The organism is Bradyrhizobium macuxiense (genome assembly GCF_001542415.1).
Classification (GTDB): Bacteria; Pseudomonadota; Alphaproteobacteria; order Rhizobiales; family Xanthobacteraceae; genus Bradyrhizobium; species Bradyrhizobium macuxiense.
In genome coordinates this window covers 1-17916 of sequence record NZ_LNCU01000102.1, presented here as the reverse complement: position 1 = coordinate 17916, position 17916 = coordinate 1, and the positions used below count along the sequence as shown (strand labels likewise).

Annotated in this window: 18 protein-coding genes; 15 read left to right on the top strand and 3 right to left on the bottom strand. The window is 61.1% G+C overall.

The features are described 5' to 3' along the window. Positions 1–247 precede the first annotated feature (247 nt). From AS156_RS30360 to AS156_RS41365, 15 genes are all read left to right on the top strand, one after another. Positions 248–2011, top strand: coding sequence for a relaxase/mobilization nuclease domain-containing protein (locus AS156_RS30360; protein ID WP_066512575.1), 1764 nt, complete (start codon positions 248–250; stop codon positions 2009–2011). Positions 2012–2047: 36 nt separating this feature from the next. Beyond that, the gene (locus AS156_RS30355; protein WP_066512569.1) at positions 2048–4036 is read left to right on the top strand and encodes a conjugal transfer protein TraG; all 1989 of its coding nucleotides are present in this window, start codon (positions 2048–2050) and stop codon (positions 4034–4036) included. A 6-nt stretch (positions 4037–4042) separates the two neighbouring features. Continuing rightward, a complete protein-coding gene (locus tag AS156_RS30350) occupies positions 4043–4468 on the top strand; it encodes a ribbon-helix-helix domain-containing protein (protein ID WP_066512567.1) in 426 nt (141 codons plus the stop codon). Between the two features lie 134 nt (positions 4469–4602). Continuing rightward, positions 4603–5937 (top strand): MFS transporter, encoded by a 1335-nt coding sequence (locus tag AS156_RS30345; protein WP_066512564.1) that lies wholly within the window; start codon positions 4603–4605, stop codon positions 5935–5937. A 230-nt stretch (positions 5938–6167) separates the two neighbouring features. Then, positions 6168–7082, top strand: coding sequence for a P-type conjugative transfer ATPase TrbB (gene trbB / locus AS156_RS30340; RefSeq protein WP_066512561.1), 915 nt, complete (start codon positions 6168–6170; stop codon positions 7080–7082). A 1-nt stretch (position 7083) separates the two neighbouring features. Then, positions 7084–7410 carry a TrbC/VirB2 family type IV secretion system protein gene (locus tag AS156_RS30335; protein WP_066512558.1) on the top strand — a complete coding sequence of 109 codons (327 nt, stop codon included), beginning with the start codon at positions 7084–7086 and terminating at the stop codon, positions 7408–7410. Beyond that, complete coding sequence (locus tag AS156_RS30330) at positions 7410–7673, top strand: VirB3 family type IV secretion system protein (RefSeq protein ID WP_066512555.1); 264 nt, start codon at positions 7410–7412, stop codon at positions 7671–7673. The genes AS156_RS30335 and AS156_RS30330 overlap by 1 nt, the downstream gene beginning before the upstream one ends. Positions 7674–7683: 10 nt before the next feature. Next, on the top strand, positions 7684–10125 hold the full coding sequence (gene trbE / locus AS156_RS30325) for a conjugal transfer protein TrbE (RefSeq protein ID WP_066512552.1): 2442 nt from the start codon (positions 7684–7686) through the stop codon (positions 10123–10125). Continuing rightward, on the top strand, positions 10122–10853 hold the full coding sequence (gene trbJ / locus AS156_RS30320; RefSeq protein WP_066512549.1) for a P-type conjugative transfer protein TrbJ: 732 nt from the start codon (positions 10122–10124) through the stop codon (positions 10851–10853). Before trbE ends, trbJ begins: the two co-directional genes overlap by 4 nt. After that, complete coding sequence (trbK-alt, locus tag AS156_RS41370) at positions 10853–11218, top strand: putative entry exclusion protein TrbK-alt (RefSeq protein WP_082747818.1); 366 nt, start codon at positions 10853–10855, stop codon at positions 11216–11218. Before trbJ ends, trbK-alt begins: the two co-directional genes overlap by 1 nt. Continuing rightward, positions 11215–12444 carry a P-type conjugative transfer protein TrbL gene (gene trbL / locus AS156_RS30315; RefSeq protein ID WP_066512547.1) on the top strand — a complete coding sequence of 410 codons (1230 nt, stop codon included), beginning with the start codon at positions 11215–11217 and terminating at the stop codon, positions 12442–12444. The genes trbK-alt and trbL overlap by 4 nt, the downstream gene beginning before the upstream one ends. A gap of 87 nt (positions 12445–12531) precedes the next feature. Then, positions 12532–13215 (top strand): conjugal transfer protein TrbF, encoded by a 684-nt coding sequence (gene trbF / locus AS156_RS30310; RefSeq protein ID WP_066512546.1) that lies wholly within the window; start codon positions 12532–12534, stop codon positions 13213–13215. Next, positions 13212–14246 carry a P-type conjugative transfer protein TrbG gene (gene trbG / locus AS156_RS30305; protein ID WP_066512544.1) on the top strand — a complete coding sequence of 345 codons (1035 nt, stop codon included), beginning with the start codon at positions 13212–13214 and terminating at the stop codon, positions 14244–14246. Before trbF ends, trbG begins: the two co-directional genes overlap by 4 nt. Beyond that, positions 14243–15454 (top strand): TraB/TrbI/VirB10 family type IV secretion system protein, encoded by a 1212-nt coding sequence (locus tag AS156_RS30300; RefSeq protein ID WP_066512542.1) that lies wholly within the window; start codon positions 14243–14245, stop codon positions 15452–15454. The genes trbG and AS156_RS30300 overlap by 4 nt, the downstream gene beginning before the upstream one ends. 3 nt (positions 15455–15457) lie before the next feature. Continuing rightward, positions 15458–15703 carry a DUF2274 domain-containing protein gene (locus AS156_RS41365; RefSeq protein ID WP_082747817.1) on the top strand — a complete coding sequence of 82 codons (246 nt, stop codon included), beginning with the start codon at positions 15458–15460 and terminating at the stop codon, positions 15701–15703. Here the strand turns inward: AS156_RS41365 and AS156_RS30295 are convergent. The 3 genes from AS156_RS30295 to AS156_RS43085 all read right to left on the bottom strand — a co-directional run. Then, complete coding sequence (locus AS156_RS30295; protein ID WP_066512539.1) at positions 15670–16629, bottom strand: LysR family transcriptional regulator; 960 nt, start codon at positions 16627–16629, stop codon at positions 15670–15672. The two genes, AS156_RS41365 and AS156_RS30295, sit on opposite strands and share 34 nt — an antisense overlap. Positions 16630–16702: 73 nt before the next feature. Next, positions 16703–17563 carry an IS21-like element helper ATPase IstB gene (gene istB, locus AS156_RS30290; RefSeq protein ID WP_050382252.1) on the bottom strand — a complete coding sequence of 287 codons (861 nt, stop codon included), beginning with the start codon at positions 17561–17563 and terminating at the stop codon, positions 16703–16705. Then, positions 17563–17916: Mu transposase domain-containing protein (locus tag AS156_RS43085; protein ID WP_430641822.1), on the bottom strand; the 354-nt coding region annotated here is incomplete at its 5' end. The genes AS156_RS43085 and istB, both read right to left, overlap by 1 nt.

The window sequence follows — 17916 nt, the reverse complement described above, 5'->3', positions numbered from 1 at the left end:
TGTGCAAATTGGGAAGCAATGGCGTGCCAGAGCGGGCGATTGACGGACACACGAGGGCCGTGGGCAAACATGGTTGGGAAGGCGCGCGAGATAAAAGGGGCTCGCCGGTCGAACCGCAAGCCATTGGTATGGTTTGGGTTCCGACGTGCCGGTCGGTCGGGGCGCGTGCCGCGCATTGTAATTTGAAGAATGCAATCAAGGACATTTTCGGCACCGTGTGTGCTCTTCATTGCACGGAGGTCCGGCCATGACCGCGGGCGACAGCGATCTGCGGATTCGGCCTGGGCGCATCCGCAGTACCCGCGCGCCGAAACCCAAGAGCTTCGTTAGCCAGGTACTGCGGGCGGCGAAGAGAGCAGGACACACGTCGGGTCAGACCGTAGCCGGCAGGCGTTCGGCGGCCTATGGACGCTCGACGTTTGGCCGCGGCCGGCTGTCCTTTAGCCGTGCCAGATTGTTCGGCTCGACGCGGCGCGTTGTGGTGAAGGCGCGTGTAGTCCGGCACAAAGGACGTGCCTTCCGGTCCGCACCACTGACGGCCCATCTCTCATATCTGAAGCGCGATGGAGTGACTCGAAGTGGCGAGAGGGCCGAGATGTTCGATGCCGGCAGCGACCGCGCCGATAGCGCCGCTTTCGCAGAACGCTGCAAGGACGACCGCCACCATTTCCGGTTCATCGTCTCACCGGAGGATGCCGGCGATATGACCGACCTCAAGGCCTTCGCCCGCGATCTCGCCAAGCAGATGGAGGCCGATCTCGGGACGCGGCTCGGTTGGGTGGCTGTTGATCATTGGAATACCGACAACCCTCACGTCCATCTTCTGGTTCGGGGAACAGACCAGGAAGGCGCGGATCTCGTGATTTCACGCGACTACATCAGCCGGGGCCTGCGCTCGCGCGCCGAGGAACTGGTCGCGATTGAACTGGGTCCAAAACTGGAGCGTGAGGTCCGCAGTTCGCTGGAGACGGAAGTCACGGCGGAACGATGGACGCGGCTTGATCGGGAGATCCGGCTGGCAGCCGACGAGACCGGCTATGTCGATCTTCGTTCCGAGAATCCCGGCAGGTCCGATCCCGAGATCAGGCGCCTGATGATCGGCCGCCTGCAGCACCTGGAGAAGATGGGCCTTGCCGCATCCGCCGCACCAAGCGAATGGATGGTCGAACTCGAGGCCGAGCGTAGCTTGCGCGACCTCGGCATGCGCGGCGACATCATCAAGACCATGCACCGCGCCTTTACTGAGCGTGGGGAAGCGCGTGGTGTTGCCGACTTCGTCATCGAAGGTGGACCGCCGGCGTCGCACATCGTCGGGCGACTGGTCGAGCGCGGATTGCATGACGAACTGACTGGCGAGGCCTACGCCATGATCGACGGAACAGACGGACGCGCTCACCACGTGCGCTTCCAAGGGATCGAGGCCTTCGAACATGCTCCACCGATTGGCGGCATCGTCGAAGTCCAGCGCTTCGGTCACGCCGGCGATTTGCGACCTACCCTGGTGCTTGTGACCCGCTCCGATCTCGACCTCAGGGAGCAAGTTACCGCGAAAGGGGCGACCTGGCTCGACCACCGCCTCGTCGAACGCGATGCTATGCCGCTCGCCATGGGCGGCTTTGGCCGCCAGACCCGCGATGCCATGGAAGCCCGCACCGAGCATCTGATCCAGGAGGGCTTGGCGCGGCGGCAGGGCCAACAGATCACCTTGCCGCGAGACCTCCTGAATACGTTGCGTCGACGCGAACTCGATGGGGTGGCCGCAAAAGTCTCGGCCGACACCGGCTTGCCTCCTGTGAACGTCACCTCTGGGGAGCATGTGGTCGGTGTCTATCGTCAGCGTTTGACGCTCGCCTCGGGGCGCTTCGCCATGATCGACAACGGGCTTGGGTTTCAGCTCGTGCCCTGGTCCCGTGAACTCGAAAAGAAACTCGGCCAACACGTCACCGGCGTCGTGAAGGACGGCGGTGGCATCGAATGGGGCTTTGGTCGGAAGCGCGACCTTGGCCTCTAGCAATCTCTCCAGTTCAGTAGCGGAAAGGCGTTCGGGATGTCCGGAACCAAAATCCTCTGGGGACAGGTGATCGTCGTCGGTCTCATCGTTTTGCTCGCCATCTGGGGAGCAACCGAGTGGACAGCCTGGCGGCTCGCCTACCAGCCCGAGCTCGGGCGACCCTGGTTCGAACTCCTAGGCTTCAAGGTCTATTACCCGCCCGTCTTTTTCTGGTGGTGGTTCGTCTACGATGCCTATGCGCCACAGGTCTTTGTCGAGGGCGCCTTCATCGTGGCGTCGGGAACCTTCGTTTCGATCGCGGTGGCGGTCGGCACGTCAGTGTGGCGGGCGCGTGAGGCCAAGAATGTTGAGACCTATGGCTCGGCCCGCTGGGCGGATACGGAAGAGGTTCGAGCGGCCGGGCTTCTCGGTCCGGATGGTGTGGTGCTGGGCAAGCTCGATTGCGACTACCTCCGCCATGACGGGCCGGAACACGTGTTGTGTTTTGCACCCACCCGATCCGGTAAGGGTGTCGGTCTCGTCGTTCCGTCGCTGCTGGCTTGGCCGGGCTCCACCATCGTTCACGACATCAAGGGTGAGAACTGGCAACTGACCGCCGGCTTCCGCTCCCGTCATGGCCGTGTTCTGTTGTTCGACCCGACTAACCCGAAGTCCTCAGCCTACAATCCGCTCCTCGAAGTCCGGCGCGGGGAATGGGAGGTCCGCGATGTCCAGAACGTCGCCGATGTCCTGGTCGACCCCGAAGGCTCCCTCGAGAAGCGGAACCATTGGGAGAAGACCAGTCATTCACTCCTGGTGGGTGCCATCCTCCATGTCCTCTATGCCGAAGCGGACAAGACCTTGGCCGGCGTCGCCGCTTTCCTGTCCGACCCGAAGCGGCCGATCGAGGCGACGCTAAAGGCGATGATGACCACGCCGCACCTCGGCGAGCAGGGCGCTCATCCCGTTGTCGCGTCGACCGCGCGCGAACTCCTCAACAAATCCGAGAATGAACGCTCCGGCGTCCTGTCTACCGCGATGTCGTTCCTCGGGCTCTACCGCGATCCCGTCGTGGCCCAGGTAACCCGCCGTTGCGACTGGCGCATCGCCGATCTGATCGCAGACGGTCGTCCTACGAGTCTTTACCTGGTGGTGCCGCCCTCGGACATCTCTCGGACCAAACCACTGATCCGCCTCGTGCTGAACCAGATTGGCCGTCGTCTGACCGAGGATCTGCACGCCCGCGACCGCCGGCATCGAGTCCTGATGATGCTAGACGAGTTCCCGGCGCTGGGCCGGCTGGATTTCTTCGAGTCCGCGCTCGCCTTCATGGCGGGGTACGGCATCAAGAGTTTCTTGATCGCGCAATCCCTGAATCAGATCGAGAAGGCCTACGGGCCCAACAACGCCATCCTCGACAACTGCCATGTCCGAGTCAGCTTCGCGACCAATGACGAGCGGACAGCGAAGCGTGTGTCCGACGCGCTCGGTACGGCGACCGAGATGCGGGCGATGAAGAACTATGCCGGTCATAGGTTGAACCCATGGCTGGGGCACCTGATGGTCTCGCGCCAGGAGACGGCGAGGCCGCTTTTGACCCCTGGCGAGGTCATGCAGCTTCCACCGATGGACGAGATCGTCATGGTGGCGGGCGCACCGCCGATCCGGGCAAAGAAGGTTCGCTACTACGATGACCCGCGGTTCACCGAACGGGTTCTGCCACCGCCTGATCCAGCGGCATCCGGTCGATCACCGCCTACCGACGGATGGTCAGCGCTCGGAACGCTGAAGGCGGCGGCAGGTCCAACCGACAAAGGCGCGGAGGTCGAGCAAGACACGGCGAACAGCGGCCTGCGTCGTGAGCCCGAACTCCCCGACCACGTCGCGATCGTCAAGGAGGAGACCGAGCCGACACCGGCAGAAGAATTTGCCGCCGTTCTCGACGATGACGATGATGCGGTCCGTCAGTCCCGGCTCATACGCCAACAAATGCGCGGTGTTGCCCGTCAGGTCGCCATGGACCCGAATGACGGCATGGAGCTCTGAGGCAATATGCGCGACCGGATGAACGTCTACTTCCCGCCAGAGCTGCTGAAACAGATCTCGGAACTCGCGGATCGCAAGAAGCTTTCCCGATCTGCGATCGTGGAAGCGGCCGTCGCTTCGTTTCTATCGCCGGACGGCGCGGACCGGCGGGAGGCAGCGTTCGCCCGGCGCCTCGATCGGCTGTCGCGTCAGATGCAAAGGTTGGAGCGTGACGTTGGTTTGACGGCCGAGACTTTGGCCCTCTTCATCCGCTTCTGGCTGACGGTCACACCACCCTTGCCGCACGATTCACAGGCGGCCGCGCAAGCAAAGGGGAGGGAGCGCTTTGATGGATTTGTCGAGGCGCTCGGTCGCCGTCTGCAAAAAGGGCAAAGCTTCCTGCGCGAAATTCCAGAAGATATCCGCCACCAGGAACCGGCCGACGAATCCTGACTGAGCGTTCTAGATGCGCGATCGCGCCGGCCCTTCTTTTTCTACGCCGGCCTACGACTGCAGAGATTTTGCCGAACTGACAAAGAACTGGACGCGCTATCGGCTCGCACGAGCTGAGAGCACAAGGGGCCAGCATGCAAATCTCAATAGTGTGGCGTCGAATCGCGCGCGTTTTTCTCCCTTTTGCCGCTGGATACTATCTTTCGTATCTGTTTCGCACCATCAACGCTTTGATCGCCGATCATCTTAGTTCGGATGCCGGGCTTGGGACCGCTGATCTCGGATTGCTTACGTCAGTCTATTTTCTTGTTTTCTCGGCGGCTCAGATTCCCATCGGCATATTGTTGGACCGATTTGGCCCACGTCGCGTCCAGAGTGCCCTGTTTTTGATCGCCGCCGCGGGCGCCGGACTGTTCGCGGTCTCGACCGGCTTCCTGTCACTCTTGATCGCGCGCGCAATGATCGGGTTTGGCATGGCGGCTGCGCTGACGGCTGGATTGAAGTCCATCATTCTCTGGTTTCCCAGGGAGCGAGTAGCCTTGCTGAACGGCTACATGGTCATGCTGGGGTCACTAGGGGCGGTGACCGCCACAGCTCCCGCCGAGCACCTACTCGCCTGGATGGGTTGGCGGCAGCTCTTTGAAATCTTGGCGGCTGCGACTGCTGCTACGGCCATGTTTATCTATTTCCTGGTGCCCGAACGAGGCATTGTCTTATCAAAATCGACAATGCCCGCCACCCTTAGCTCCGTTTTCGGCGATAGGCACTTCTGGCGAATGGCCCCGTTGTCCGCGACTTGTGTTGGTTCGGCCTGGTCGCTGCAGGGATTGTGGGCATCGCCATGGTTGATGGATATCGAGGGCTTTGATCGTGCGAGTTTCGTCGGACAGCTGTTCATGATGTCGATTGTACTTAGCAGCGGCGCCTGGTTGTTCGGTATGACGGTTCATTACATTAAACGAAGAGGTGTCAGGGTGGAGGCGATATTAGCGGTGGTCGCGCTGCTGTTTATTGCAGCCGAGTTAGCCTTGATCCTTCGCGTGCCTTTGCCGTCCATCTTGCCCTGGTCCGTTGTCGCAATTGTCGGAACGGCAACCGTGGTCAGCTTCGCGGTGATAGCAGATCGCTATCCGCCGGAACTTGCCGGTCGCGCAAATGGGGCCTTGAACGTTCTGCATTTCGGTTGGGCTTTTCTGGCCCAGTACGCGACGGGTGCGATTCTTGAGCAGTGGCCCACAGAGGATGGTCACAGATCCCTTGTAGCCTATCAAGTCGCGTTTGGTCTCAACGTGGCCCTTCAGATCGCGGCGTTGATCTGGTTCGCACTGCCTTGGCTCCAATCGTTCACATCGCGGATGGGTTCAATTCCTTCCACCATGCCGGTCAGTGCTTCCGAAGCAGTCGAACCAGGCATCTTCTGTGAGCAAGCCGTCGTACTGATGTCTTGCGATGATGATGTCGAGTGGTAAAGAGCGCGACCTGCAATGCACCGATAAGGCCGTGTAGGCGCCAAATGGTGGTTCGTCGTCTTTCTTTTTCTACGACGATCTACGATCACCAAAAGCGCTTATTGCGCTAGTCGACCGATGGCTTTTCTAATCATCCCCATCAGAGGACGCGCTTTGGACGTCCTCATTCGGTGGGGACAGCAGTGGCAATCCATTCCTTTCAATCGGAGGCGAATTCGCGCGGCGCACGAATGCTGCGGAGCGCGCTTGGCACGGCGATCGCGGGCTACCTTGAAGATGAATCCATCATCGAGGTGATGCTCAATCCTGATGGGGGACTCTGGATTGACAGGCTGTCGGGTGGCCTGACCGACACCGGCGAAACATTGTCCGCGGCGGATGGCGAGCGCATCGTTCGCTTGGTGGCGCACCACGTCGGCGCGGAGGTGCATTCCGGCGCACCACGCGTCTCGGCCGAACTGCCTGGGACCGGCGAGCGCTTCGAAGGTCTGTTGCCTCCAGTCGTTGCTGCTCCTGCTTTCGCGATCCGCAAACCCGCGGTCGCCGTGTTTACGCTCGACGACTACGTCGCCACGGGCATCATGACCGCGGAGCAGGCGAAGATACTGAAGAATGCAGTCGCCTCACGCAAGAACATCCTTGTCGCCGGTGGGACGTCGACCGGCAAGACAACATTGACGAATGCGCTCTTGGCCGAGGTGGCGAAGACTGCCGACCGGGTGGTGCTCATCGAAGATACCCGCGAACTGCAGTGCAAAGCGCGCAATCTTGTCGCGCTACGAACCAAGGACGGTGTGGCGACGCTATCCGACCTTGTTCGGTCCTCGCTGCGACTGCGTCCTGATCGGATCCCGATTGGCGAGGTCCGCGGTGCCGAAGCACTCGATCTGCTCAAGGCCTGGGGCACAGGCCATCCCGGCGGCATCGGCACTATTCATGCGGGCACGGCGCTCGGCGCGCTGCGGCGGCTCGAGCAACTCATTCAGGAAGCCGTCATCACGGTTCCGCGTGCCCTCATCGCCGAAACCATCAACATGGTCGCCGTCCTTGCAGGCCGCGGTACCGATCGTCGCCTCGCCGAGCTGGCTGCCGTTTCAGGGCTGGAGGCCGCGGGCGACTACAGCCTCTCATCAGCAGGAGACTGACATGCGTCAGCAAATTCGCGTTCTTTGGAAAACTACAACCCTGACTGCTTCCAGTTCAGTTCTCTTGATGACGGCGCCGGCATGGGCGGCTGGCTCGAACATGCCCTGGGAGCAGCCGCTCAATCAGATTCTGCAGTCGGTTGAAGGTCCCGTCGCCAAGATCATCGCCGTCATCATCATTGTTGTGACCGGGCTCACCCTTGCGTTTGGCGATTCGTCCGGTGGTTTCCGCAGACTGATCCAGATCGTGTTCGGGCTGTCGATCGCGTTTGCAGCCTCGAGCTTCTTCCTGTCGTTCTTCTCTTTCGGCGGCGGTGTGGTGATCTGATGGATGAATCGGTCGCAGGTTTTGTCGCGCCCGTTCACCGCGCGCTTACCGAGCCGATCCTGATGGGCGGCGCGCCGCGCTCGGTCGCGATCGTCAATGGCACACTTGCGGCGGCCCTTGGACTTGGATTGCGACTGTGGATTGCGGGTCTCGTCCTCTGGTTCATCGGCCATATGGCCGCCGTCTGGGCCGCCAGGCGCGATCCCGCCTTTGTTGATGTGGTGCGCCGACATCTGCGCATTCCCGGCCATCTCAATGCGTGAGCACTCGGTTATGATGAATCTCGCCGAATACCGCCATTCCAGCGCGCGTCTCGCCGATTTCCTGCCTTGGGCAGCGCTCGTCGACAAAGGAATCATCCTGAACAAGGACGGTTCGTTCCAACGGACGGCAAAGTTCCGGGGACCCGATCTCGATAGCGCTGTGCCGGCTGAGCTTGTCGGCGTCGCAGGCCGTTTGAACAACGCCTTGCGTCGCCTCGGATCCGGTTGGGCCCTATTCGTTGAAGCACAGCGCCATTTTGCCGGTAGCTACCCGCCGAACACTTTTCCGGATGTCGCGTCGGCGCTGGTTGACGCCGAACGCAAGGCGCAGTTCGAGGAAGCAGGCGCGCACTATGAGTCCAGCTATTTCCTGACCTTTCTCTATCTGCCGCCGGAGGAGGGGGCTGCCCGGGCAGAGCGACTGCTTTATGAGGGCCGCAACCGCACCGTTGGAACTGACGCGCGCGAGATCCTTCGCGGGTTTATCGATCAAACCAACCGTGTGCTGCAACTCGTCGAAGGGTTCATGCCCGAATGCGCCTGGCTCGATGATCAGGACACGCTGACCTACCTGCACTCAACGATCTCGACCAAGCGCCATCGCGTTCGAGTACCCGAAATTCCCATGTACATCGATGCGCTGTTGGCCGACCAGCCGCTGACTGGCGGGCTCGAGCCGATGCTGGGTTTAGCCAATGTGCGCGTTCTGACGATTGTCGGCTTTCCGGGCGCGACCATGCCGGGAATCCTGGACGACCTGAATCGCCTGGCGTTCTCGTATCGTTGGTCGACCCGGGCGATCATGCTCGACAAGACCGATGCCACCAAGCTGCTGACCAAGATCCGCCGCCAATGGTTCGCGAAGAGGAAGTCCATAGGCGCGATTCTCAAGGAGGTCATGACCAACGAGGCGTCGACACTGCTCGATACCGACGCCCATAACAAGGCGATCGACGCCGACGCAGCGTTGCAGGAGCTGGGGTCGGACCAGATCGGGCAAGCCTTTGTCACAGCGACCATCACCGTGTGGGACCGTGATCCCAACGCTGCCGATGAAAAGCTGCGGCTGGTCGAAAAGGTCATTCAGGGCCGCGATTTCACCTGCATGATCGAGACGGTAAACGCCGTTGAGGCTTGGCTCGGCAGCCTGCCCGGGCACGTCTACGCCAATGTGCGGCAACCGCCTGTTTCAACGCTCAACCTCGCCCACATGATCCCAATGTCGGCCGTGTGGGCGGGCGAGGCGAGGGACCTGCATTTCAAGGGTCCGCCCCTCCTGTTCGGCAAGACTGAGGGGTCAACCCCGTTCCGGTTCTCGCTCCACGTTGGTGACGTCGGCCATACCCTTGTGGTGGGGCCGACGGGTGCCGGCAAGTCGGTACTGCTCGCTCTGATGGCGCTCCAGTTCCGCCGTTATCCAAACTCTCAGGTCTTTGCGTTCGACTTCGGTGGCTCGATCCGGGCGGCCGTGCTCGCCATGGATGGCGACTGGCATGATCTCGGCGGCGCATTGTCTGACGGAGGCGACCAGCCCGTTGCGTTGCAACCGTTGGCCTGGATCGACGATCCTTCCGAGCGCGGATGGGCCACGGAATGGATCGGCGCGATCCTGGCACGGGAAAGAATCGAACTCACCCCTGAGGTCAAGGATCATCTGTGGTCGGCACTGACGTCTCTTGCTTCGGCGCCGATGCAGGAACGCACCCTGACGGGCCTGTCGGTCCTGCTGCAATCGAACTCCCTGAAACGTGCCCTGCAACCCTATTGTCTGGGCGGTCCATCCGGGCGCCTGCTTGACGCCGAATTCGAACGCCTTGGCAAAGCCTCGGTCCAGGCGTTCGAGACCGAAGGGCTGATCGGAACCAGTGCGGCCCCTGCCGTGCTGGCTTACCTCTTCCATCGTATTGGGGACCGCCTCGACGGCCGGCCGACACTCCTGATTGTCGATGAGGGGTGGCTTGCGCTCGACGACGAGGATTTTGCCGGCCAGCTCCGCGAATGGCTGAAGACGCTTCGGAAGAAGAACGCCTCCGTCATCTTCTCCACTCAATCGCTTTCGGACATCGATGGCTCCGCGATCGCGCCCGCGATCATCGAAAGCTGCCCAACGCGCGTGTTGTTGCCGAACGAACGTGCGATCGAACCGCAGATCACGGCCATCTACCGCCGCTTCGGACTCAACGATCGCCAGATCGAACTTCTGAGCCGGGCAACGCCAAAGCGCGACTACTACTGTCAGTCCCGTCGCGGCAATCGAATGTTCGAACTTGGATTAGGTGAACTTGCTCTCGCCTTCACCGCAGCCTCTTCCAAGACCGACCAGGCTGCCATCGCGCAGCTTCTCGCCGAGCATGGACCTGACGGTTTCGTACCGGCCTGGCTCGAGCATCGTGGCGCCGCCTGGGCGGCCGATCTGATCCCCAATCTCAGCAATCTGGAGAAATCGCAATGAGGCACCTTGGCCTACTGGCGGCTGCCGGCACCATCGCCCTCACGCTCGGCGTGGCGATGCCCGCGCGGGCGCAGTGGATCGTCTTCGATCCAAACAACTACGTTCAGAATGTCCTGATCGCCGCGCGGGAACTTCAGCAGATCAATAACCAAATCACCTCGTTGCAGAACGAGGCGCATATGCTGATCAATCAGACGAAGAATTTGGCGAACCTGCCGTATTCGTCGCTGCAGCCGTTGCAATCATCGATCCAGCGGACCCAGCAATTGCTGGCTCAGGCCCAGCGGATCGCTTACGACGTCCAGCAGATTGATCGCGCATTCTCGACAAGCTATGCGCCAGCTAGCGGCAGCCAGTCGTATCAGTTGCTGATTTCCAACGCTCAATCGCGGTGGCAGAATACTTATACGGCAACGCAAGACGCGCTCCGGGTTCAGGCCGGCATCGTTGGCAATCTCGACACCAACCGCATCCAGACGTCAGCGCTCGTAACGTCGAGCCAGGGCGCCAGCGGCGCTCTGCAAGCAATGCAGGCCGGCAATCAGATTCTCGCGCTGAACGCGCAGCAACTCGCCGACCTCACGGCCGTCATGACGGCACAGGCCAGGGCACAGAGTCTTGAAGCCGCTCAGCGGACATCGGCTCAGGATCAGGGACGAGAACAGCTTCGTCGATTCCTGAAACCGGGTCAGGGCTATCAATCCCAGGACGTACGGATGTTCCACTAATGACCGATGTAAGGGCATTCAAGGCGTTGTCACTGCTTGCGACAATCGGTGTATTCGTCGTCGCTGCTTGCACGATTAAGCTTCGCGGTGGAGACGATTCTCTCCCGCCGCCGACTGTGGAGCAGACGACAGGTGCAACCAGCTCTGACCTTGCACGCTGTCGCGGCGTCACCTCTGAGGAAACGGCAGGGTATCACCATTGCAAGCGGGTTTGGGACGAAAACCGACGTCGCTTCTTTGGCAAGAAGGCTGTAGCTCCTGACCACGATGATTCCGCCGCAGGCTTGGCGCCGGCCCCGAAGGATCAGAGCCGGATCCCGCAAGGATATCCGCCTCTGGCGACACCTGAGGCGAACAGGCCATGACTGGTACCGGGATCATCGACCAGTTCCTGGAAACGTTCACGCGTTATATCGATAACGGCTTCGGCCTCTTGGGTAGCGATGTCGGATATCTCGCGACGACCCTTGCGGCGATCGACATCACGCTCGCCGCGTTGTTCTGGAGTTGGGGCACGGACGAGGACATCATCGCGCGCCTTGTCAAGAAGACGCTCTTTGTGGGCGTCTTCGCCTACCTCATCGGCAACTGGAATAGCTTGGCACGCATCGTCTTCGAAAGCTTTGCCGGCCTTGGGCTGAAGGCGTCTGGCACAAGCCTATCTGCATCCGATTTCCTGCGACCGGGAAGGATCGCCCAAGTCGGCCTCGACGCCGGCCGACCGTTGCTCGACTCAATCTCGAATCTGATGGGCTACATCAGTTTCTTTGAGAATTTCGTCCAGATCGTCGTTCTCCTGTTCGCCTGGGTCGTGGTGTTGCTCGCCTTCTTCATTTTGGCAATCCAGCTTTTCGTCACGCTGATCGAGTTTAAGCTCACAACGCTGGCCGGCTTCGTGCTCATTCCCTTTGGTCTATTTGGCAAGACCGCCTTCGCGGCGGAGCGGATCCTGGGCAACGTGATATCCTCTGGGATCAAGGTTCTCGTCCTGGCCGTCATCGTTGGCATTGGATCGACACTGTTCTCGCAGTTTACCGCTGGCTTCGGCGGTGCACAGCCGACCATCGAAGACGCGATGACGATGGTGCTCGCAGCCCTCTCCCTGCTGGGGCTCGGTATCTTCGGTCCAGGAATTGCTAACGGGTTGGTGTCCGGCGGGCCGCAGCTCGGCGCCGGCGCCGCGATCGGAACGGGCCTTGCTGCCGGCGGCCTTGTTGCGGCCGGTACAGGTCTTGCCGCCGGTGGTGCTGGTCTTGCCGGCGGGGCGATGGCTGGCGCCGCGCGCGGTGGCGGCGCCGTCTTGAGCGGAGCATCCGCCGCCTATCGAAGTGGCGGCTTTGCTGGCGTCGCGGAGGCGGGCGCCTCAACTGCCTTGAGCCCGTTGCGACGTGCAGCAGCTGCGTTCGACGGAACTGGGCAAGCCGGCGAGCAGGCCACGAGCGCTTCTGCCGCGGGTCAGCCCGACTGGGCGCGACGGATGAAGCGTAGCCAGACCATTCGCCACGGAGCATCGGCAGCCGGCCACGCGGTTCGCTCAGGCGATCACGGTGGCAGTGGTTCCTCCGTCGATCTGTCGGAAGGAGAGCGCTGACACGCAGCCAATGCGCTTTTGCGGCTAGCCGAGCGCTAGCGACGCACGACTTGAACCTAATCACTCGATCCCAGGGGGCAATCATCGATGTTCAAACGAAGTTCCGTTCGCTACGGGCGCATGCCCGAATCGGTGACGCCCTATCAAAAGGCAGCGCAGGTTTGGGACGAACGCATAGGATCCGCGCGCGTGCAAGCCAAGAACTGGCGTCTGATGGCGTTCGGCTGCTTGATGCTGTCCGCGGGCTTTGCCGGGAGCCTTGTCTGGCAAACGAGCCGGGGATCGATCACGCCCTGGGTGGTCGAGGTCGATCATCTCGGTCAAGCCCAAAGGGTTGCACCGGCGAATATCGACTATCAACCAACCGACGCGCAGATCGCATACCATCTGGCACGCTTTATCGAGGATGTCCGAGGCTTGCCGGCCGACGGCATCGTTCTGCGCCAAAACTGGCTCCGAGCATACGATTTTACAACCGATCGTGGCGCCGCCGCGCTCAACGACTATGCGCGTAACAATGATCCCTTTGCCAGGCTGGGCAAGGCACAGATCTCCGTGGAGGTCTCCAGCGTCATTCGCGCGTCTTCAGAAAGCTTTCGAGTCGCGTGGACCCAGCGCACCTACGACAACGGTTCGTTGAGCTCAAACGAGCGCTGGACTGCGATTCTCACTGTTGTGATCGAGACGCCGCGCGATGCCGAACGCCTGCGCAAGAATCCCCTTGGCGTCTACGTCCGCGCCATCAACTGGTCAAAGGAGTTGAGTCAGTGACTAAGACGCCGTCTGACGTTCATTTGAAGCGTCTCAGCTCCAGAAGCAGGCGCAAATCGATTTGGTCCGAGTTCGTGAGCTCGAGACGAGCAATTCTATGCGCTGTGCTGCTCTGTTCGTCCGTGCTTGGTGGGTGCGCAACCTACGTACCACCAGAGATCAGCTACGACGCTGAAGTGCCCCCGTTGCCAGCGCCCCGGATGGCTCTCGACGACCGATCGAAGCCGCTTCACGTTCCTCCGCTCTGGAAGCCGGCTCTCGGCGGTAAGGCGGCCGCGAAAGAAGATCCCCAACCCGTAAACCGGGTTGAGACTGCAAATAGCGCAGCCCGGGTCGAACCACGCAAACGGGGATATTTCAACGCAGCGCAAATCTACGCCTACAGCCCCGGAGCGCTCTATCAGGTTTACGCCGCGCCGGGGCAGATCACGGATATCGCGCTCGAAGAAGGAGAGCAGTTGACGGGATCGGGGCCTATTGCGGCCGGCGACACCGTGCGCTGGGTCGTGGGCGATACGGAGAGCGGTAGCGGCGACACGCGACGTGTCCATATCCTGCTCAAGCCGACCCGCGCATCGATCGAAACCAATCTTGTCGTCAATACCGACCGGCGCACCTACCTGATCGAGCTCCGCTCCCGCGAGCGGCCATACATGCCATCCGTTGCCTGGTACTATCCGGAAACCGTCCGCGAACGATCGCGTTCGGTTGCTCTGAAACCCGTTCTTCCGGAGCCAGTGAACCGCATCTCTCGCTACGCGATTGAAGGGGACAAGCCACCCTGGCGACCGGTCGCCGCATATGACGATGGCCGAAAGGTCTATGTCGAGTTCCCGCAAGGAATTGTTCAGGGACAGATGCCTCCGCTCTTCGTCATCGGCCCTGATGGTAAGACCGAACTTGTCAATTATCGCGCCTACGGCAACGTGTTGATTATCGATCGGCTGTTCGCAGCTGCCGAACTCCGGCTCGGCGGCGAGCATCAGCAGAAAGTCAGAATTGTTAGGACTGACGGGAGGCCGTCGTCATGAATGCTCCGAATGGAAGTGAACACGAGCAAACGACTCCAGCGCGGACGCAAGACGAGCAGTCTAGGAGCTTCCGTCTAAGAGCTGAGCATCCGCGCGTGACACGGTTGTCGCGGAAAGTACTGGCCGGAGGGAGCGCTGCTGCATTACTTGTAATCGGTGGAGCGGTGTTGTGGTCGCTGCAGAACAATCGTTCCCGAAATCAGCCTGCTGATGAGCTTTACAGCACCGAACATCACAATGTTGCCGACGGCATTGAGACACTGCCGAAGGATTACACGAGCAGCACACGGCAGGCGATTCCGCAGCTTGGTCCGCCGCTCCCTGGAGACCTCGGTCGACCGATCCTTGCTGCTCAGGGGCAGTCGCCGACGATCGGAGCTGACCCGGAACAGCAGCGCCGGGACCAGGAGACCGAAGCAGCCCGTGTCAGCCATTTGTTCGCCGCGACCAATGGAGGAGAACTGCGTCCGACCGCCGCTGCCGCTGTTGGAAGCGACCGTGTGATGCCACCGAACGCAACGAGCACCACGGCCGACGGGCTTGCGCAGAGCGGTCAGGACCGAAAGCTTGCCTTCGTGAACGCTTCTGTGGATCGTCGCACGGTCAGCTCTGACCGTATCACGAGGCCAGCTTCACCGTATATCGTGCAAGCTGGCACCGTCATTCCGGGAGCTCTGATCACCGGAATCCGATCAGACCTCCCAGGCCAAGTCACGGCACAGGTAACCGAGAATGTGTTTGACACGCCGACCGGTCGCTTTCTTCTTGTGCCTCAGGGAGCACGTTTGATCGGCATGTACGATAGCCAAGTCACTTTCGGCCAGTCCCGCGTGCTGCTCGTCTGGACCCGGTTGATCATGCCGAACGGACGTTCGATCGTTCTCGAGCGGCAACCTGGCGCTGACACCGCCGGGTTTACAGGTCTCGAAGACCAAGTGGACAATCACTGGGGCGAGCTATTCAAGGCTGCGGCACTATCGACGTTTCTGGCGGTCGGTACCGAGCTGGGGGCCGGCTCGGATACCAATAGCAACGACAGCGCCATCATCCAGGCATTGCGACACGGAGCCTCCGACTCACTCAACCAGACCGGACAGCAGGTGGTTCGGCGAAGTCTCAACATCCAGCCCACTCTGACCGTGCGGCCGGGTTTCCCGATTCGCGTCATCGTCAATCGCGACCTCATACTTGCACCGTACGGAGGATAGGGGATGCCCAAGCTTAGAATAGGAGCACTGCCGGACGACAAGCCGGTCAAGGTCACCACTGAGTTGCCAGCATCAGTGCATAGGGATCTCGTCGCCTACGCAGAGGCCCTGTCACGCGAAAATGGGCAGCCCACCGATCCGGCAAAGCTGATCGCGCCCATGCTGGCGCGCTTTATGGCCACGGACCGCGGTTTCGCAAAGGCGAAGCGAGCCAGTCATTTCCCGAGAACCGGCGGAGGTGAGGGATAGCGTTCTGCCAACAGATTTAGGAGACGCTTTAGAGCCGGATTCTCATTGTCGTCACGCCAATGCGCATAGAAGTCCACCCGGCTTGGTCCCGTTCCGTCCTGCAACTCTCGGTACACAAGGCCAGCGAAACTTGCACCAATATCCGATTCCATCACCAGACTGAGCCCCATACCCATGCTCGTCAGACTCTTGATGATGCCACGGCTTACGTCATGACGCTCTACCTTGGGGCGGTCGTCACGTAGCACGAACTTCGAAATCATGAGATCCTCGAGCTCTCGTCCGGGATCATAGTCGCTTAGAAGGATCTTTTCGTTACGCAAATCGGTCCAATAGATGATTTGGCGTGCTGCCAGACAGTGATCCTGGGGCAGCGAGATCAGAATGCGTTCGCTCCACAGCAGTAGTGACCTGACGTCCTTTGAGGGCAGACGTCCAGGGCCAACAACAATGTCGACGGTGCCGTTACGGAGGGCAGTCATCATATGAGAGCGAGAGCGTTCCACCGTAGCCAGTTCGAGTTGCGGGAGCAGTTTCTTGAGTTCACCTATCGTCGCTCGCAAATTGCCGGTGGACATGGACGTGTAGAAGCCAACGACAAGATGGCCTGTGTCGCCGCGACCACCGGATCTACCGGTGTCAACGAGCATGTCGACCTGTTCCAGGATCAGCCGTGCAATACGTAGAATCGCCCGGCCAGCGCGCGTGGGCTTGATTCCACCGCTTGAGCGCTCAAACAGCGAGGCGCCGATCAAATGCTCGAGTCGACTGATAGAACGGCTGATGACGTTGTGCTTGATTGAAAGCGCTTCTGCGGCTCGTCGAAAGCTTCCGCATTCACAGGCGATAACAGCCAATCGAAGCTGTTGCAGGTCGATACCTTTCGCTACGCTCCACCGATCGTTCCGGATCCCAGTTTCTGTCATTTTTGAAGCTCGGTGTCAAACGCCATCCGGAACTGCCCCCTTTGCGTCATGAAGAACTGCCCCCACCATCGGGTTATGATCTTGGTTGAAGGTTGCTTCCGCCGGTGACGGGACGGAGGGAGGCGGAGCCGACCGGAGGGCCGTCACCGGCGGGCGGCGGCTTGATGAGGCCGCTCTTCCGTTTGGCGCGGAGCCGGTAGCTGTCGCCGCGGATAGTCAACACGTAGCTGTGGTGCAGGAGCCGGTCGAGGATCGCGGTGGCGACCACCGGATCGGCGAACACGGTGCCCCATTCGGCAACGCTGCGGTTCGACGTGATCAGCATGGCACCAGTTTCGTAGCGTCGGCTGACCAGTTGGAAGAACAGATGGGCCGCGTCGGGTTCCAGCGGCAGATAGCCGAGCTCGTCGACGATCAGTAGCTTTGGCTTCGACAGCGCGAGTAGTTTCTCGTCCAGGCGCCGATCGCCATGCGCCTTGGCAAGGCCAGCGACCAGCGTCGTCGCCGTGGTGAACTGCACCGTATACCCGGCCAGGATTGCCTCTCGCCCGAGCGCGATCGACAAGTGCGTCTTACCGACGCCCGGCGGGCCGAGCAGCAGCACGTTCTCTCCGTTGGCGATCCAACGTGACGCGGCCAGGTCGCGGATCTGCTTCGGATCGATCGACGGCTGCGCCTCGAAGTCGAAGCCCGCAAGCTCCTTCACGGCCGGGAAGTGTGCAAGCTTCAGCGCCATGTCGATGCGGCGATGATCCTTGCGCGCAATCTCACGTTCGCACAGCAGGATCAGCGTCTCACGCGCCGACAGGTTTGCGCGCGCCGCCTCGTCGAGCAAGCTATCGAGCTGATCGCGGATGCCGGAGAGCTGCAATCGCGCCAGCATGGCATCAAGGGGATCAGTCGGTACTTCGGTTGCCTTCTTTGCGCGCGTCATCAGAAGCTTCCCCCGATCACGGCTTCATATTCGGCAAGAGGACGCAACAACGAAGGCGGTGGAGACGACCCCGGCACCGCCGCCGCAATCTCCGGCCGGCGAACCGCGCCATTCCGCCCGGCAACACCATCGAGATGGGCGGGATCGACGATCCGCAGCCGGCGCCCCTCCGATTGCTTATGGACCGCCACCTGGTGCAATCCATGGCGGATCCGCACCTCGCCGGCCGCGACCGTTACCGCCACGCGCTCACCAATTAGGCGCCACGGCACCGAGTAACTGTTCGTGTCGATCTCGATGGCGCAATCGTTGCCGACGACCCGGGTTAGTTCGCGCAATGATCCGAACGAGGG

Excerpts from the sequence above, each read along its gene's own strand:
- AS156_RS30360 (WP_066512575.1), top strand. The coding sequence starts at position 248 with ATGACCGCGGGCGACAGCGATCTGCGGATTCGGCCTGGGCGCATCCGC.
- AS156_RS30355 (WP_066512569.1), top strand. The coding sequence starts at position 2,048 with ATGTCCGGAACCAAAATCCTCTGGGGACAGGTGATCGTCGTCGGTCTC.
- AS156_RS30350 (WP_066512567.1), top strand. The coding sequence starts at position 4,043 with ATGCGCGACCGGATGAACGTCTACTTCCCGCCAGAGCTGCTGAAACAG.
- AS156_RS30345 (WP_066512564.1), top strand. The coding sequence starts at position 4,603 with ATGCAAATCTCAATAGTGTGGCGTCGAATCGCGCGCGTTTTTCTCCCT.
- trbB (WP_066512561.1), top strand. The coding sequence starts at position 6,168 with ATGCTGCGGAGCGCGCTTGGCACGGCGATCGCGGGCTACCTTGAAGAT.
- AS156_RS30335 (WP_066512558.1), top strand. The coding sequence starts at position 7,084 with ATGCGTCAGCAAATTCGCGTTCTTTGGAAAACTACAACCCTGACTGCT.
- AS156_RS30330 (WP_066512555.1), top strand. The coding sequence starts at position 7,410 with ATGGATGAATCGGTCGCAGGTTTTGTCGCGCCCGTTCACCGCGCGCTT.
- trbE (WP_066512552.1), top strand. The coding sequence starts at position 7,684 with ATGATGAATCTCGCCGAATACCGCCATTCCAGCGCGCGTCTCGCCGAT.
- trbJ (WP_066512549.1), top strand. The coding sequence starts at position 10,122 with ATGAGGCACCTTGGCCTACTGGCGGCTGCCGGCACCATCGCCCTCACG.
- trbK-alt (WP_082747818.1), top strand. The coding sequence starts at position 10,853 with ATGACCGATGTAAGGGCATTCAAGGCGTTGTCACTGCTTGCGACAATC.
- trbL (WP_066512547.1), top strand. The coding sequence starts at position 11,215 with ATGACTGGTACCGGGATCATCGACCAGTTCCTGGAAACGTTCACGCGT.
- trbF (WP_066512546.1), top strand. The coding sequence starts at position 12,532 with ATGTTCAAACGAAGTTCCGTTCGCTACGGGCGCATGCCCGAATCGGTG.
- AS156_RS30300 (WP_066512542.1), top strand. The coding sequence starts at position 14,243 with ATGAATGCTCCGAATGGAAGTGAACACGAGCAAACGACTCCAGCGCGG.
- AS156_RS41365 (WP_082747817.1), top strand. The coding sequence starts at position 15,458 with ATGCCCAAGCTTAGAATAGGAGCACTGCCGGACGACAAGCCGGTCAAG.
- AS156_RS30295 (WP_066512539.1), bottom strand. The coding sequence starts at position 16,629 with ATGACAGAAACTGGGATCCGGAACGATCGGTGGAGCGTAGCGAAAGGT.
- istB (WP_050382252.1), bottom strand. The coding sequence starts at position 17,563 with ATGACGCGCGCAAAGAAGGCAACCGAAGTACCGACTGATCCCCTTGAT.